General features: G+C 63.1%; 9 protein-coding genes. 5 read left to right on the top strand and 4 right to left on the bottom strand.

The window, feature by feature from the left end; translation table 11 throughout:
• From HNQ64_RS14395 to HNQ64_RS14385, 3 genes are all read left to right on the top strand, one after another.
• A partial coding sequence (locus HNQ64_RS14395; RefSeq protein WP_184209759.1) for an ATP-binding protein occupies positions 1–944 on the top strand: 944 nt, incomplete at its 5' end.
• 108 nt (positions 945–1052) lie between these two features.
• Positions 1053–1574: an ImmA/IrrE family metallo-endopeptidase gene (locus HNQ64_RS14390; protein ID WP_184209757.1), complete on the top strand. Its 522-nt coding sequence runs from the start codon at positions 1053–1055 to the stop codon at positions 1572–1574.
• The gene (locus HNQ64_RS14385) at positions 1571–2641 is read left to right on the top strand and encodes a hypothetical protein (RefSeq protein ID WP_184209755.1); all 1071 of its coding nucleotides are present in this window, start codon (positions 1571–1573) and stop codon (positions 2639–2641) included. The genes HNQ64_RS14390 and HNQ64_RS14385 overlap by 4 nt, the downstream gene beginning before the upstream one ends.
• A gap of 121 nt (positions 2642–2762) precedes the next feature.
• Here the strand turns inward: HNQ64_RS14385 and HNQ64_RS14380 are convergent, their stop codons facing one another.
• From HNQ64_RS14380 to HNQ64_RS14370, 3 genes are all read right to left on the bottom strand, one after another.
• Positions 2763–4094 carry a serine hydrolase domain-containing protein gene (locus HNQ64_RS14380; RefSeq protein ID WP_184209753.1) on the bottom strand — a complete coding sequence of 444 codons (1332 nt, stop codon included), beginning with the start codon at positions 4092–4094 and terminating at the stop codon, positions 2763–2765.
• 1225 nt (positions 4095–5319) lie between these two features.
• Complete coding sequence (gene ychF / locus HNQ64_RS14375; RefSeq protein ID WP_184209750.1) at positions 5320–6435, bottom strand: redox-regulated ATPase YchF; 1116 nt, start codon at positions 6433–6435, stop codon at positions 5320–5322.
• A 73-nt stretch (positions 6436–6508) separates the two neighbouring features.
• Positions 6509–6757: a hypothetical protein gene (locus HNQ64_RS14370; RefSeq protein WP_184209748.1), complete on the bottom strand. Its 249-nt coding sequence runs from the start codon at positions 6755–6757 to the stop codon at positions 6509–6511.
• A gap of 1174 nt (positions 6758–7931) precedes the next feature.
• Between HNQ64_RS14370 and rpsB the strand changes: the two genes are divergently transcribed.
• The gene (rpsB, locus tag HNQ64_RS14365) at positions 7932–8621 is read left to right on the top strand and encodes a 30S ribosomal protein S2 (RefSeq protein WP_184209746.1); all 690 of its coding nucleotides are present in this window, start codon (positions 7932–7934) and stop codon (positions 8619–8621) included.
• A gap of 31 nt (positions 8622–8652) precedes the next feature.
• Positions 8653–9258: a translation elongation factor Ts gene (gene tsf / locus HNQ64_RS14360; RefSeq protein WP_184209744.1), complete on the top strand. Its 606-nt coding sequence runs from the start codon at positions 8653–8655 to the stop codon at positions 9256–9258.
• Between the two features lie 1999 nt (positions 9259–11257).
• Here tsf and HNQ64_RS14355 read toward each other — a convergent pair.
• Complete coding sequence (locus tag HNQ64_RS14355; RefSeq protein ID WP_184209742.1) at positions 11258–15052, bottom strand: hypothetical protein; 3795 nt, start codon at positions 15050–15052, stop codon at positions 11258–11260.
• Positions 15053–15763: the final 711 nt, after the last annotated feature.

Here is a 15763-nt window from a genome sequence, read left to right as displayed (position 1 = left end):
ACCACCGCCAACCACCGCCAACCACCGCCAACCACCGCCAACCACCGCCAACCACCGCCAACCACCGCCAACCACCGCCAACCACCGCCAACCACCACCAACCACCGCCAACCACCGCCAACCCTCTGCTTACGCCCATGTCGCTCGATCACCTCCTCACCACCCTCCAGCAGCGCAGCGCCGCCTTCCACGCCCAGCTCCGCGCCGCCCCCGCCACCCAGCCCTGCCCGCGCCACCCGCACACCCCCGCCGTGCTGGATCACCCCGCCTCCCACCAGCGCGGCCAGCCCCACTACACCTGCCCCCAGTGCCACGCCGCCGCCCAGGCCGCCCGCCACCAGCGCCGCCAGGAGGCCGCCGGCATCCCGCCCGATGTCCGCCACGCCACCCTCGAAAACTTCCAGACCGACCGCCCCCACCCCCGCCTCACCGAAGGCCACGTCCCCCCCAGCACCTTCCTAGAAAAAGCCCACCTCTTCGCCACCGGCCGCATCCGCAACCTCCTCCTCGCCGGCAGCCCCGGCATCGGCAAAGGCCACCTCGCCGCCGCCCTCGCCCACCTCACCTTCGCCCAGGGGCAAAGCGTCCGCTGGGTCGACTGCGCCGCCCTCTTCAGCGCCTACCACCGCGCCTATGGGGAGGACAGCACCCACACCGTCCTCCACCGCCACCGCAGCCCCCACCTCCTCATTTTGGATGAAATCTGCCTGCGCGACCTCCCCGCCGACGGCGAAGAAATCCTCTTCGCCATCCTCGACCACCGGCACAAAACCGCCCGCCGCACCCTCTTGTTAGGCAACCGCCCCGCCAAAGAAACCCGTCATTGGTTAGGCGACCGCATCGCCGACCGCCTCCGCAGCGGCGGCATCGCCTTCTGCTACGGCGAATGGCCCTCTCTAAGAGGCACCCCCGCCGACCACGCCGCGCAAGCCGAAGGGTTTTGAAAAGGGGGCGGCTCATTTGAAAAAGGCAACACACCAGCCCATCGCTGTGTCTTAATAATTCCCTTGCTCCATCTTAGAACTTCGTTTCTCTTTCAGGAGGTTACCTCTATGCCTGCGCCTATCATTGATTCTGTAGAACCTCAACCTGCTAATCTGCAAAAAATCGTTGTGGATGAGATTGCTGAAAAAGTTGCGGCCAAACTGGGTTATATTCCAGGCTCCGAGCTTGCTCCCTACGTGGAGCGCCTGGGTGGGGAAGTGAAATACGATGCTTGGGATACCGACAGTGGCAGCGGTAGCCTGCAAGTATTCCCAGGGCGAACTCCCGCTTTTATCATCCGCCTGCCTGCCTACACCGGCAATCTGAGGAACCGCTTTACCATCGCTCATGAGTTGGGCCATTATTTTCTGCACTCCGAGGGTGGCAAAAAGGCCATCCGGATTGGTCGAGAGGGCAGCACCCGTGTGGAGTGGGAGGCGAATTGGTTTGCCGCTGCTTTCCTCTTACCCTCCACCCAGTTCCGCCAAGACTGGAAAGCTTTCGATCACAGCATTCCCCGGATCGTCCATAAATATCAAGTCTCTGAAGCCGTCGTCAAAATCCGGCTAAAGGGGCTTGGCTTAGCATGAGGATTAAATCCAACCTCTCTGAAGACGAGTTTCAGGAACTCTCTCGCCCGAAATTAAAGCTCTTCATGAGCGTGGACATCGTCGGCTCCACCCACTTCAAGCAGCGTGAAAGCAAAGACCGCAATCAGAATTGGCTGAACCTTTTCATCAACTTTTTCCAAGAGTTCCCGGATCTACTCAATACTGAGATTACTGGCTTAGATTCTAAGTTACCCCTTCTCAGGCTGTGGAAAGCCCTCGGAGATGAACTGATTTTCACGGTTGAACTCAAACATAGAAAATCAGCCGTTCAGTACATCAAAGCCCTGAGTCGCACCATGCGAAAAAAAGTGCGCATTTGGCATGCGAATTCCGACGCAACACTTAAAACCCTGGATCTCAAAGGTGCCGCATGGCTCGTCGGGTTTCCCGTCGGCAATGCTGAGATACCATTAATCAGTTCCGCTGGAAAAGATGAAGAGAATAGCGGCGGCACCCGTAGCGATGATCGAGATTACATCGGGCCACTGGTAGATACAGGTTTTCGGGTCAAAGAATACGCCTCTTCACGCAAGCTGGCTCTCTCCGCAGATCTCGCTTACCTCATGCTGGTTAACGACTGGGATGAAACCACCATGCAGCTATTTTTTGAAGGGGAAATTCCTCTCAAAGGAGTCTTGCAAGGAAAGCCTTACCCAATCATTTGGTTAGACTGTCATGGCCATCCAGAGGCTGAACACATCGCATCTTCCGCTGAGATGAATCGTTTGAGAGACACCTTTACAGGGAAAACACCCGCCGCCCCGGCTAGTCTCCAGACTTTTCTCAAGCACTGGCTGCAAGGCACTCAAAACCTCCTCTGCATTCCTTTCATTTACGAAGATCTTTGTGATGACTTCCCCCCAAGTCCAGATTTCGAAAAATGCCTGGAGGCCAGTAGAGTGGAACTCAGAAAAAACTTCTATCACGAATCTCCTGCGGATGAAGACAAAGCAGGTGAAAACACAATGCCCCAGAAAGTCTCTACCATGATCGCCAATATTCTGAGTGATCCGCTTTTATCCAAGGCTGTCAAAACGGCCGAGTAAAGCCGCTGCCAAGTCTCCTCGCAAACGCTAAAACGAATTTAGAGAACTCGTTTTGACGAGCCTTCTCTCCCTTTTCGCCTTCCCAGAATTGAGGGCTTTTTGGGAATGCACCCTCCCCCCCTCATTTCACCTGCACGGCCACGGTTTCGAGGGCGGTGTCGATGAGTTTGCGCAGGTCGCCGTTCCAGTCGGCTGGGGCGCCTTCGCGGCGGTTGGCGAGGGCGGTGTAGTTCAGCCCGTCAGCACGCTGGGCGCACACGGCGGTGACGCCGGGGTGGCTGCCGTTAAAGGCGTAGCTGGCGCGCTGGCCGGGCGCGCGCACCTGGCCGCTGATCCAGTAGGTTTCTAAAAAACGGCAGTAGTCCGCAGCGGTGCAGGCCAGGACGCCGGCGCCGTCGCGGGCCTCAGTGCGGAAGGTGAGGGGCACTTCTTCCTGGGGGTATTCGGGGTGGTAGCAGTACCAGATTTCATCGGGCTGGCGATCGCGGGCATCCGTGCGGCTCAGGCTGAAGGAGGAGGCCTTGGCTGCCTGCCCCACGCTGGACTGGACGTAGCCGATGAAGGGCTGACCGCTGATTTTTTCCACCACGCGCGCCAGCAGGATGTAGCCGTAGTTGCAGTAAGATTCTTTGGCACCCGGGTCAAAGTCGAGCGGCAGGGTGAGTCCGTAGCGGACGACGTGCATCGGCTCGATCTCGGCAGTTTTGAGGCGGAAGAGCGCCATGATGGCGGTGCTGCGGGTGGTGAGGTCGCCTGCGGCCTCGCGATCCCACCCGCCCTGGTGATCCAGCAGTTGCTGGAGGGTGACCTTCGACCAGCGAGGGTCGCAGCCTTGGGCCTCCTTGTACTGCGCGAGTTCCAGCAGCTCAAACACGCGGTCTTCAGGCTTCAATTTGCCCGCAGCCACCAGCGTCTGGATGGCGGCCTTGACCACGGGTTTGGTGAGGGAAGCAAGGCGCATTTTGACACCGGGTTGCAGAGGCGTTTTCAAGCCGGCATCCGCCCAACCAAAAGCGCGATCATGCACAACTTCTCCCTTTTTGCTCAGCGCAAAGGTGACGGCGGGCACGCCTTTTTCCACCATGAACTGGACCACGGCAGCATCCACAGCGGCCAGGGCGGGGTGTGCGAGCCCGCTGACGGGGATGTCCTCCGCCGTGAGTTTTTTGACGTCTTCGAAGCGGTCTTTAGCCTTTCGATTCGCGGTGGCCGCAGGCGGCGCTGCGGCGGTGGTGAGCTGCTGCTGGACGAAGGCCTGGTCTTCCGGGGAAAGGCGGGCCCGCTCCAGGGTGAAGCTGCGCCCGCCTGCCACCGTGACGGTGACGGTCTGGCCAGTGGCGGAGACAAACGTGGCCTCGATCTTTTTGCCCGTAGCGGCCTCTGTCCAGGTGCGCACAGCCGCAGGCGCGGCGGTGACGATGAGGCTGAGGGCGATCAAAAATCCATACTTCATCACGGGAGCCTAGCCAGGGGGCTGAGGAATAGCAATCGTGACGAAGCGGATTTGTTGGAGGGTGGGCGAGTGGGTATGTGAGATCGCCTGCGGCAGTACAGTATCCATCACTCTCCGAGTGATGCCGTTCGCCCCAAACAGGATGGTCCGCCTCCTTCCGAACGAGCCCTGGAAGCGTTGGGCAGGTGAGGCGAACGAGGGTGGGTTAGGTGTCCGTACGCGCTGGGGGAGTTAGGCGAATAGGATATTCGCGCTCCGCCTGCGGGCCTTCGGGGAGGTGAGGGGTGGACGGCTCGGTCCGAGGGCGTTTCTCGCGCCCCTCCAGGGCGCAGGTACAGTATCCATCACTCTCCGAGTGATGCCGTTCGCCCCAAACAGGATGGTCCGCCTCCTTCCGATGCCGGAGGCATCCCAGCCGGTAGCCAGGGGTCAAGTGAGTCCCGCTTGCGGGACGAACGCACCCCTGGTGGTGCAAAGACGTCACCCCACCCAAGGTCGCATCCTAGAGGGATGCCAGCCGTGTGGCTAGGTCCACCAACCTCGAAAGGGTGCAATCGGCCTTTCTCGCGCCCCTCCAGGGCGCGGCGGGTGTGGACGCGTTGTTGGTTAGGCGAGGGTCCGGGGGTTCTCGGTGCTGCGCACCTTCACCCCCGGCTGCTCTTCTTTCGCCCCTCCGGGGCGCGGGGACGGTGCCAGGGGGCGGACGATGCGTTTGGGGGCGGACGACATCACTCGGAGAGTGATGAATACTGTACTTGCGGACGTGTGCGGGCTCAAGGAGTGAGGCCATCCTGGCCTCATCGAGCGGGGAAGAAGAGGGCTGGAAGTGCTCACGCCTTGCCGGTGCCAGGGGGCGGACGTGGCCTGTCTGGGGCGGACCGCATCACTCGGAGAGTGATTCATCCTGTACCTGCGCCCCGGAGGGGCGAAAGAAAAGTAGCCGGGGGTGGAGCGAGGCTTGGCGAGCGGGAACCCCCGGACCTGCGCCTAATTAAAAGCGCGTCAAAATAAAAGCGCCCTGGAGGGGCGCGAGAAGGGCTGCTGCCCCCCCCGATTCACCCCGGAGATGTTAGACCGAGGCCACACCGCTGGCTATCGGCTGTGAGGCCTCCGGCATCGGGAGACAGTGTGAGACCGAGGTCACAGCGAAGGTTCCCCCCATAAAAAAGGGGCAGGCCGGTGGTGGCCTGCCCCTAGAAAAGGTGCGGAAATCTGAAAAAAAAGATCAGACGTTGAAGCGCCATTCCACCACGTCGCCATCGCGCATGACGTACTCTTTGCCTTCGATGCGCAGCTTGCCAGCTTCGCGGGCCTTCGCCTCGGAGCCGAGCGCGGTGAGGTCATCGAAATGCACGATCTGGGCGGCGATGAAGCCGCGTTCGAAGTCGCCATGAATGACGCCAGCGGCCTGGGGGGCCTTCATGCCTTTGGTGATGGTCCACGCGCGGGTTTCCTTCTCCCCAGTGGTCAGGTAGGTCTGCAGGCCCAGGAGGGAATACACGCTCTTGATCAGCAGGTTCACACCGCTGTCTTCCACGCCGAGGTCGGCCAGGTAGGCTTTGGCTTCATCTTCAGGCAGCTCGCCCAGCTCGCTCTCGATGGCGGCGCTGACGACGGTGGCGCTGGCGGCGTGGGCGTGCTTCACGTACTCGCGCACTTTGGCCACCTGGGGGTGTTGGTCCGGGTTTTTAGAGGCCTCGGCCAGCTCTTCTTCGGCCACGTTGCAGGCGTAGATGCAGGGCTTGCCGCTGAGGAGGAAGAAGCTCTTGAGCAGTTTCTTTTCTTCATCATTGAGCTCCAGCGTCACGGCGGGCTTCATGGCATCCAGGTGCGGCAGCAATTTTTCACACAGGGCGTGTTCGGCCTGGGCTTCTTTGATGCCGCGCTTGGCGTCTTTATCCGTGCGGGACTTGCGCTTGGACACGCTGTCCATATCGGCCAGGATGAGCTCGGTATTGATGACTTCGATGTCGCGGATGGGGTCCACGCTGCCGTCCACGTGGGTGATGTCACCGCTTTCAAAACAGCGCACGACGTGGACGATGGCGTCCACTTCGCGGATGTGGCTGAGGAATTTATTGCCCAGGCCTTCGCCCTGGCTGGCACCTTTGACCAGGCCGGCGATGTCCACGAACTCGATGGCGGCAGGCACCAGTTTCTGGGAGCCGCTGAGCTTGGAGAGCACGGCGAGGCGCTCATCGGGCACGACGACGACGCCCTGGTTGGGCTCGATGGTGCAAAAGGGGTAGTTGGCTGCCTCCGCCTTGCGGGTGCGGGTGACAGCGTTAAAGAGGGTGGATTTGCCTACGTTGGGCAGGCCGACGATTCCAGCTTGGAGCATAAGGGCGGGCAGAATAGCGGTCTAAACCCCAGGTGCGAACGAAAAGTGGCGCGCCGTGGGGGAAAGGTCGCCTTTATTCGTCGCCCAAGAACTCCTGGCGCAGGTCCTCCATCATGGCCTGGGTGGCTGGGCTATCCACATCCACTTGATAAAGGGGCTGGCCATCCGGCCCGGTTTTATCCAGGGCGGTGGGCGTGCGCCAGGGGGTGAGATTTTTTTGCTCCAGGAAGGTGATGAAGCGCGGCAGCAGGGACTCGACCAAGTGGAAACTGAAGACGGATTGCTCGTCAGTCGGCGGGATGAGAAGGATGGATTCTTGCATAAACAGGGGAGGTTAAAAGGGGGGGGCGGTGGCGCCTTGGGCGAGCTTTCAGGAAGGGAGGGGGGGCGAGGTCGCCTGTCTCGGGCCCGGTAAAAGTGGGGTCAGTCGTCCCCTTAAAATCGCCCCCGTCGCCGGGATTGGATGCCTCCGTGGGGGTGGCCCTGGGTTTAAATCACGGCCAGCGCCGCCACGTGCGCCCCCTCTGTCCCCCGATGCCGGAGGCATCGCAGCCGATAGCCTGGGGTCAAGTGAGTCCCACCTGCGGAACGAACGCACCCCTGGTTGGGCAAAGACGTCGCCGCACCCCAAGGTCGCATCCTGGAGGGATGCCAGCGGTGTGGCCTCGGTCTAACATCCCCGGGGTGCAGCGAGGGTGCAAGCGGCCCTTCTCGCGCCCCTCCAGGGCGCATCTCTGACCACATCGTTGGTTATTCCGCGCATCCGGGGGTTCTCGCTCGCCAAGCCTCGCTCCACCCCCGGCTACTTTTCTTTCGCCCCTCCGGGGCGCAGGTACAGTATCCATCACTCTCCGAGTGATGCGTCCGCCCCAAAACGCCACGTCCGCCCCCTGGCACCGGCAAGGCGTGAGCACTTCCAGCCCTCTTCCTCCCCGCTCGATGAGGCCAGGATGGCCTCACTCCTTGAGCCCGCACACGTCGGCCAGTACAGTATCCATCACTCTCCGAGTGATGCCGTCCGCCCCCTGGCACCGGCAAGGCGTGAGCACTTCCAGCCCTCTTCTTCCCCGCTCGATGAGGCCAGGATGGCCTCACTCCTTGAGCCCGCCCCGGAGGGGCGAAAGAAAAGTAGCCGGGGGTGCAGCGAGGCACGAGCGGGAACCCCCGGATGACGAAACCACCCACGATGCCACCTAAGGTGCGCCCCGGAGGGGCGCGAGAAACCGCCGTCCGCCCCCTGGCACCTCCCCCCTGGACGGGCGCAATCCCCCCGCTCCCCGCCCCCCCGCGCCCGGCGTGACAGCCGCGCCACGAAAAAGCACTTGCCGAATCCGCTTCTGCCCCTACTTTTGCGCCCCTTTTCCCAGGCACGTTTGCCCAGGATCAGGGAATTTAACCTCAAACTCGCCCCTCTTTCGGATCTGTGCCACCCCGGCATTGAGCGTCCGCTCCCCTGGAGCTCCACGTGCGAAAGATCGGCACCCTCAACTACCCACATGTCCCAAGCACTCGCAGAACTCGTCGAAGCCGGAGTCCATTTCGGTCACCAAACCAAGCGTTGGAACCCGAAGATGAAGCCTTTCATCCTCGACTCCCGCAACCAGATCCATATCCTCAACATCGAGGAGACCATCAAGCAGATCGACGTGGCCGCTGAGTTCCTTTCCGAACTCGCCCGCAAAAACAAGCGCATCCTTTTCGTCGGTTGCAAACGCCAGGCTCAGGAAGCCATCCGCGAAGCTGCTGAAGCCTGCGGCCAGTTCTACGTGAACCATCGCTGGTTAGGCGGTACCCTCACCAACCTCGAAACCATCCGCAAGAGCGTCGCCCGCCTGGGTTACCTCGAAGAGATCGAGAAGAAGCCTGAGTTCAAGCTCATGTCCAAAAAGGAACTCGCCTCCCTGAACCGCGAGCGCATCAAGCTGGAGCGCAACCTTCGTGGCGTGCGTGGCATGGACAAGTTCCCAGACGCCGTCGTCATCGTGGACTCCGCCCGCGAGCACATCGCCGTGCATGAAGCCCGCCGCCTCGGCATCCCGATCGTGGCCCTCGTGGACACCAACGCCGACCCAGACAAAGTGGACTACCCGATCGCCGCCAACGACGACGCCATCCGCTCCATCCGCATCATTCTCCAGAAGCTGATCGACCCCGTCATCACCGCGACTGCTGAGCTGAAGAAGTAATTTTCCTCACCCCCTTCCCCCATCCCGACACATGGCTGAAATCTCCGCAAAAGTCGTCATGGCCCTTCGTGAAAAAACGAATGCCGCCATGATGGAATGTAAAGCTGCCCTCAAGGAAGCCGATGGCGACCTGGAAAAGGCCGAAGTCATCCTTCGTAAAAAAGGCACCATCAAGGCTGAAAAGAAGGCCGACCGCCAGACAAAGGAAGGCATCATCGCCTCCTACATCCACATGGCAGGCCGCATCGGCGTGCTCATCGAAGTGAACTGCGAAACCGACTTCGTGGCCCGCAACGAAATCTTCCAGGCCTTCGTCAAAGACATCTCCCTCCACATCGCCGCCGCGAACCCCAAGTTCCTCGGTCGTGAAGAGATCCCTGCCGACCTCATCGCCAAAGAGCGCGACATCGCCGCAGACCAGATCAAGGGCAAGCCAGCCGAAATCGCCGAAAAAATCATCCAGGGCAAGATTGATAAAATCTTCTCTGACCAGTGCCTCCTGGAGCAGCCGTTCATCAAGAACCCTGACCAGACCATCGGTGACTTTGTGAAGAGCAAAATCTCCGAGCTGGGTGAAAACCTCGTCGTGCGCCGCTTCGTGCGCTTCGCCGTGGGTGAAGACCTCGCCACTGCATAACCCTTTGCGGGTGGTCACACCCGCGAACAAAAAAACCTCCTCGAGAGCGGGCCCCCCAGCCCGCTCTCTTTTTTTTTGAGGCCGGAATGCCCACCCCAGAAAAGACAAAAACCACGGAAACCGCATCCCGCCGAGCTTGGGGTTCAAAAAGGGCCAGCCCCCAAAAACCCACCTAACAAAACGTGTGACTACCAGCGCCAGAGAAAGGATGAACGGCGCAGTCCCAGTTGAGCCAACCCGAACCCCCAGCCCCAAGGAGTGAGGCCATCCTGGCCTCATCGCCCGCAAGTACCGTATCCATCACTCTCCGAGGGATGCGTTCGCCCCAAAGCGCCCCCCGTCCGCCATGGAGCGCACATGCGCCTGTCCCGCGATTGCGGGATCTCGCGTGCCGAGTTCTGCGTCCTCGCGTCCCGCGCCTGCGGGATCACACCCACGTTCGCCCCCTTGCACCGCCCCCCGCCCCGGAGGGGCGAAAGACCAATAGCCGGGGGTGCAGCGAGGCACGAGCGGAACCCCCGGATGCCCGCCTAACCAAAAACGCGTCCACCAAGGGTGCGCCCCGGAGGGGCGCGAGAAACCCCCGTCCGCTCCTCCATCCCGAGCTTCCAAAAGCCCCTCCCTCTCCCCGCTTGCGGGGAGGAGGCCCAGGTGAGGGGTGGTCGCAGCACGAAAAACCTCGTCCGCAAAAGGCACCCTTTTCCCTCAAACGACACCTCCGCCCTCGACCCCCGAGACCATCCCACCGCCCCTCACCCCTGGCCCTGCTCCCCGCAAGCGGGGCGAGGGGGGACGTCTTTTCGCCTCCGTGAGCAAAAGACCAAACCACCTTCATTCGCCCTCAATCAGCCCCCGTCCGCAGTACAGTATCCATCACTCTCCGAGTGATGCGTCCGCCCCAAAACGCACCGTCCGCTCCCTTGCACTTCCCCCCGCCCCGGAGGGGCGCGAGAAACGCCCTCGGACCGAGACGCCCACCCCTCACCTCCCCACGACCCCGCACACCCCCGACCGGAGCGCGAATATCCTATTCGCCTCACTCCCCCAGCGCGCACGGACCTCTGCCCCACCCCCGTTCGCCCCACCCCGCACTTCCAGCGCTCGTTCGGAGGGGGCGGACCATCCCGTTTGGGGCGGACGCATCACTCGGAGAGTGATGGATACTGTACAGCCGCTGACGACCTCATTCCCCCATCTGCCCCATCCCCCGATGCCGGAGGCATCCCAGCCGATAGCCAGGGGTAAAGTGAGTCCCGCCTGCGGGACGAACGCACCCCTGGTGGTGCAAAGACGTCACCCCACCCAAGGTCGCATCCTGGAAGGATGCCAGCGGCGTACGCTCGGTCTAACATCCCCGGGGTGCAGCGAGGGGTGAATCGCCCCTTCTCGCGCCCCTCCAGGGCGCACCACTGCCCACATCGTTGGTTATCCCACCCATCCGGGGGTTCCCGCTCGCCAAGCCTCGCTCCACCCCCGGCTACTTTTCTTTCGCCCCTCCGGGGCGCAGGTACAGTATCCATCACTCTCCGAGTGATGCCGTCCGCCCCAGCCAAGCCCCGTCCGCCCCCTCCCCCCGCCCCGGAGGGGCGAAAGAACAATAGCCGGGGGTGAAGGTGCGCTGCACCGAGAACCCCCGGACCCCCGCCTAACCAAAAACGCGTCCACACCCGCCGCGCCCCGGAGGGGCGCGAGAAAGGCCGATTGCACCTTTTCGAGGTTGGTGGACCTGGCGACACGGCTGGCATCCTTCCAGGATGCGACCCTGAGAGAAGGTGCTTTTTGGGCTACCAGGGGTGCGTTCGTCCCGCAGGCGGGACTCACTTTACCCCTAGCTATCGGCTGTGATGCCTCCGGCATCGGAAGGGAGCGGACCATCCTGTTTGGGGCGAACACTGAGGCCAGGATGGCCTCACTCCTTGAGCCCACCCCCGTCCGTCCCCTGGCCCCGCCCCGCGGCACCTGGGGCCCCACCCGCCCTACCTTTCCCCCTCCGCCCCCCTCACTGCGGGTTGATCTGGAGGCCGTAACTGCGCTTCAGGCGGATGATCTTGTCGTTGTCGTTGCGGATGAAGCTTTCCGTTTGCAGGGAGAAGCCCACGCCGACACTGCCGAGGCTGTTCGGCGCGCGGATGACGATGCCCTGGAAGGTGAACGGCGTGTTTGTGACGACGATGCGGGAGGTGTCCGTTTCGTAGTCATACACTTCTTCCTCAGAGCGGATGCTGGCGCTGCCGCTGAACAGGCCGGTGGCGGGGCTGAATTTCAGGCTCTTGATGCCCAGGGGGTTCAGCTCTTCGCTCTTGGGAAAGACGACGCTGTGATTGCTGCCCAGGCTGCCGATGCTGGACATGCCGTTGTGGCTGTAAAGCTGCACGTTTTGGTCACCCGCGCTGGCATTCATCATGAGGGGACCAGTGAGGCCGCTGGCGTGGTTCGGGCCCAGGTATTTGCTACCCGCTTCCACAGACACGCTGTCGCTAAACTGGATGGGGAAATTCGCCTGGCCGCTGAAGCTGGCGGCCGTTTTCACCCAGTAAAAGGTTCCATTGAGGCTGGTATTCAGGTAGTCGGGGCCCTGGGTGCCGGGCTGGATGGAGTACTCGTAGGTCATGCTGCCGCGATTTCCATACAGGTGGCGCACGCCGATGATGGTGTGGTTGTACATCACGGGGGCAGCGGCGGTGTAGGCGGTGCCATCGCCCAATTTCCCCACCTGGGTGATCTGGCCGGCGGGGGTGACGGTGGCGCGGGCAAAGCCGCTGCCGCCGGGCCGTCCGTCGCCACTGGCAGCGGCGAAGCCCAGGTTAAACACGCCCGTGTGGGCGGGGCTCAGCGGGGCCTTGGCCGTGTAAGGGCAGCGCTGGAGGTAGCCAGAAAGGGACTCCTCACTCTCATAGTCTTCATACTGGTAGGGGATCCTCAGCGTGGCTTCGATGCTACCGTCCCCAGGCGTGAGCCGCAGGGCCAGCTCGCTGCGGCCCGTCTGGGGCAGCACGCCGCTGATGGCCAGGGAGGCAGTGCCGATGTAGCTATCGCTGCTCTGGCCGATGGCGCTGGCGTTTTGCAGGCTCCCCTTGAAGGCCACGCGGACCAGGCGGCCATTGTGGCTGCAAAGGGTGATCTTGCCGCTGTAAACGCCGTCTGGGGAGATGGTGAGGTCCATCTCATTGTAAAAGGCCCCGCCGAGGACGCCAAAAAAGCGCCCGCGCATGCTCTCCGGCAGGATGGGGATCACCAGCTCCACGGTGACCGGGGCAGAGCTGCCCAGGGGGCTCACGGCGGTGAAGGTGAGGGCGTGGCGGCCAGACTTGGCCGGGGTGCCGCTGAGGGTGTGGGTGACGGCATCGTAGGTGAAGCCGGGGGGCAGGCCTTGGATGACAAAGTGATCTGCCAGGGCCGGGATGGGCAGCTCTGCGGTGTAGGCCACGCCGATCTGCCCCGGCGGCAGGGTGAAGGCGGCCAGGGTGGGTGCGGCAGCCGCCACGCTCAGCGTCTGCTCATTGCTCTCCAGCGCCTGCGTGCCCAGGCGCACGGTGCACACGTAGGCCCCGGCATCGTCTGGAGTGGGGCTGTCAAAGGTGAGCGTGGGCCCGTCCAGGCCGCTCAGGCCAGCGCGCGGCAGCAGGGGCTGGCCGTCTTTTTTCCACTCGTAGGTCAGGCCGGGCCCGGCCGTGGGCAGGGTGAGCTGAAAGCGCAGCCCCTGGGCGGCGATGCTGCGGCGGGGCCGCAGATCTGCCACACTCACGCGCAGGTCCCGCGTGTAGCTGCCCAGCAGGTTTTTCGCCAGGATCTGGTAGGTGCCCGCATCGGCCAGGCGGGCCTCAGGGCGGTTGTAGAAATCCGGGAGCGGGGGCGGCGGCAGGGCCTTGCCATTCAGCTTCCAGGTCAGGCGGGTATCGTAATAGGTGAAGAGTTGGGCTTGCAGGCTCAGGGCATCCCCCACGGCCAGCAGCACATCCGGGCTGGGTGCCAGGTAGGGATCTCCCGCCGTGATCACGTCGAAGGGCTGGCTGGTCACCTCGCCATCGTCATTCGTCAGGCGCAGGCGGTAGGTGCGCCGGTCCTCCGTGCTGCCGCCTTGTACCACCACCTCAAAGCTGCCGGAGTAAGGCCGCGTCTGCTCGCTGAGCACGGTCTCCCCCTCCAGGAGCTGAATGGTGGCCGGGGCACGCCCGCTGAAGGCAGGGGTGAGGACGCGACTGTTATTAAAAGGCACCACCGTGACGGCTGGCGGGGCAGAGCCGATGACCGGCGGGTGCAGCACGCGGATCTGCGCCGTCTGGCTGGTCACACTGACGCCCCTGCCCGCCACCACCACATGGTAGCCCCCCTCCTGGTAGGGCTGAATATTGGAAACAAGATAACTGGGCTCCGTGGTGCGGCCCAGCAGGCCGTAGGGACCGTACCAACTGTAAATCAGCGGCAGGCCAGGCGCGGCATCCACCCCCACCGTCAGCGTCACACTGCCCCTCTGGGCCACGCTTTGAGACACGGGATCTGCCGTGATGGCGATGCCGGGCGTGGCAGAGACCGGGCCACGCTGCACCCGCAGGGCCGCCAGACTGCGCAGCGGCGGCGTGACCACCGTGGTGCAGCCCAGCAGCAGATCTCCCCCCGGCAGCGTGCGCAGGCCCAGGGCCGTATTTCCCCCGCTGCCATGGGTGAAGCTGGCATCCCCCGCCGTGCCAAAGCTGGCATCCACCGCGCCCGTCCACTCAAAGCGCCGCAGCCGCATCGTCGGGCTGGCCGCCGCCCCCGGCTGAGACGCCGCTAGGAGGATGCGGCCATCGCTTTGCAGCAGCACATCCGCTGGCACCCAGGTGCCCGCGCCAAAGGTGACCGACATCACCCCATCCTCCGAAAAAAACGGGTCTAGCGCCCCGGTCGGCGTCAGGCGGATGAGGGCCATCTCCTGGCCCAAAAGAGTGCTCGTAGCCGCCAGGAGCAGGTTCCCATTCGGCTCCAGCGTCATCGCCCGGGCGCTCTGGGTATTGGCCCCCAGGGAGACAGACCGCCGCCCGCTGGCCGTGCCGTAGGTGGCATCCTCCACCCCAGACGTATTCAGCCGCCCCGCATACGCGGCGGAGCCCCCCGCCCCCCCAGCATACAGCAGCTTGCCATCGGCCAGAGGCAGCAGCGCCGTCACCGTCTGGTCCCCAGAGCCCGTGTAGAGAAAATGCCCCGAGGAGCCAAAGGACGAATACCGCCCCCCGAAAGACTGCATGCAAAAGATCTCCCCATCCGTGTCTGAGTACCCCAGGCGTCCCGTCGTGCCAGAGATCACCACCCGCCCCGAAGGCAGCAGCGCCACATCCGTGAGTTGGGAAGAAGTGGAGTGGGTGAAACTGGTCACGGCGAAGCTGGTATCCCGCACCCCATTGGCCAAAAGCCGCAGCACAAAGTACGTATTGCCCGAATCCCCCGCCACCACGATCCGGCCATCTGCCTGCACCGCCATCGCCCGCGCCGTAAAGCCCTGCCCCCCATCCGAATACGTGGCATAGCCCGCCGTGCCGAAGCTGGCATCCACCTGGCCCGTGGGCAAAAACCGGGTCACCACCATGCGGGCCGCGCCCAGGCCATCCCACACACTCCCAGCCATCAGCACACAGCCATCGGCCTGCACCTCCACCGCCGTGCCCTGCAGAGTCTGCCCCACCACCGCCGTCAGCGCCACGCCCGCCGTGCCGTAAGTCGTCTCCAGCGCCCCCGCCGTCCCCTGGGCATCCACCCTCCCCACCATGCAGGAAACCAGGAGGACGAGTGAGCGGGACCAGTAGGGCAAAAATCTCATAAAACGAATTTTTACCCCTAGATGATCTACCCCGCGTAGGCAAGCCCGAGTCCTGAGAGGAGGGAAGGAAAATGAGAGAGCAGAGAGCAGAGAAAGGACGGAGGCCGAGGGAGCGAACCTGGCCATCAAGCCCCGCCCCTCCAGGGCGCAGGTACAGTATCCATCACTCTCCGAGTGATGCCGTCCGCCCCAAAACGCCCCCGTCCGCCATGGAGCGCACATGCGCCTATCCCGCGACTGCGGGATCTTGCGTGCTGAGTTCTGCGTCCCGCGCCTGCGGGATCACGCCCTCGTCCGCCCCCTTATCACCGGCCAGGCGTGAGCACTTCCAGCCCTCTTCCTCCCCACTCGATGAGGCCTGGATGGCCTCACTCCTTGAGCCCGCCCCCGTCCGCCCCCTCGCTCCACCCCGCTGCCCATGGGCGCCATGCGCCCACCCCACATCCCACACTTCCCGTTAGACCTCCACCCCAGATCGTCTCCGTGCACGACGGGGTGCCCCCAAAAAAACCAGCCCCCAAACACCCCTCCTGTTAATCCTGTCATCTTGTTAATCCTGTAAAAAAAACGGCACCCCATACCCTCCCAACCCCACCAACCACCAACCACCAACCACCACCAACCACCACCAACCACCACCAACCACCACCAACCACCACCAACCACCACCAACCACCACCAACCACCACCAACCACCACCAACCACCACCC

Origin of the sequence: Prosthecobacter dejongeii, assembly GCF_014203045.1 — a bacterium.
GTDB classification, from domain to species: domain Bacteria; phylum Verrucomicrobiota; class Verrucomicrobiia; order Verrucomicrobiales; family Verrucomicrobiaceae; genus Prosthecobacter; species Prosthecobacter dejongeii.
The sequence above is the reverse complement of the archived record's forward strand: the minus strand, read 5'-3'. Positions and strand labels throughout refer to the sequence as shown.

What these genes read in the sequence shown, in the direction of transcription:
- HNQ64_RS14390 (WP_184209757.1), top strand. Translation starts at nt 1,053, where the DNA reads ATGCCTGCGCCTATCATTGATTCTGTAGAACCTCAACCTGCTAATCTG.
- HNQ64_RS14385 (WP_184209755.1), top strand. Translation starts at nt 1,571, where the DNA reads ATGAGGATTAAATCCAACCTCTCTGAAGACGAGTTTCAGGAACTCTCT.
- HNQ64_RS14380 (WP_184209753.1), bottom strand. Translation starts at nt 4,094, where the DNA reads ATGAAGTATGGATTTTTGATCGCCCTCAGCCTCATCGTCACCGCCGCG.
- ychF (WP_184209750.1), bottom strand. Translation starts at nt 6,435, where the DNA reads ATGCTCCAAGCTGGAATCGTCGGCCTGCCCAACGTAGGCAAATCCACC.
- HNQ64_RS14370 (WP_184209748.1), bottom strand. Translation starts at nt 6,757, where the DNA reads ATGCAAGAATCCATCCTTCTCATCCCGCCGACTGACGAGCAATCCGTC.
- rpsB (WP_184209746.1), top strand. Translation starts at nt 7,932, where the DNA reads ATGTCCCAAGCACTCGCAGAACTCGTCGAAGCCGGAGTCCATTTCGGT.
- tsf (WP_184209744.1), top strand. Translation starts at nt 8,653, where the DNA reads ATGGCTGAAATCTCCGCAAAAGTCGTCATGGCCCTTCGTGAAAAAACG.
- HNQ64_RS14355 (WP_184209742.1), bottom strand. Translation starts at nt 15,052, where the DNA reads ATGAGATTTTTGCCCTACTGGTCCCGCTCACTCGTCCTCCTGGTTTCC.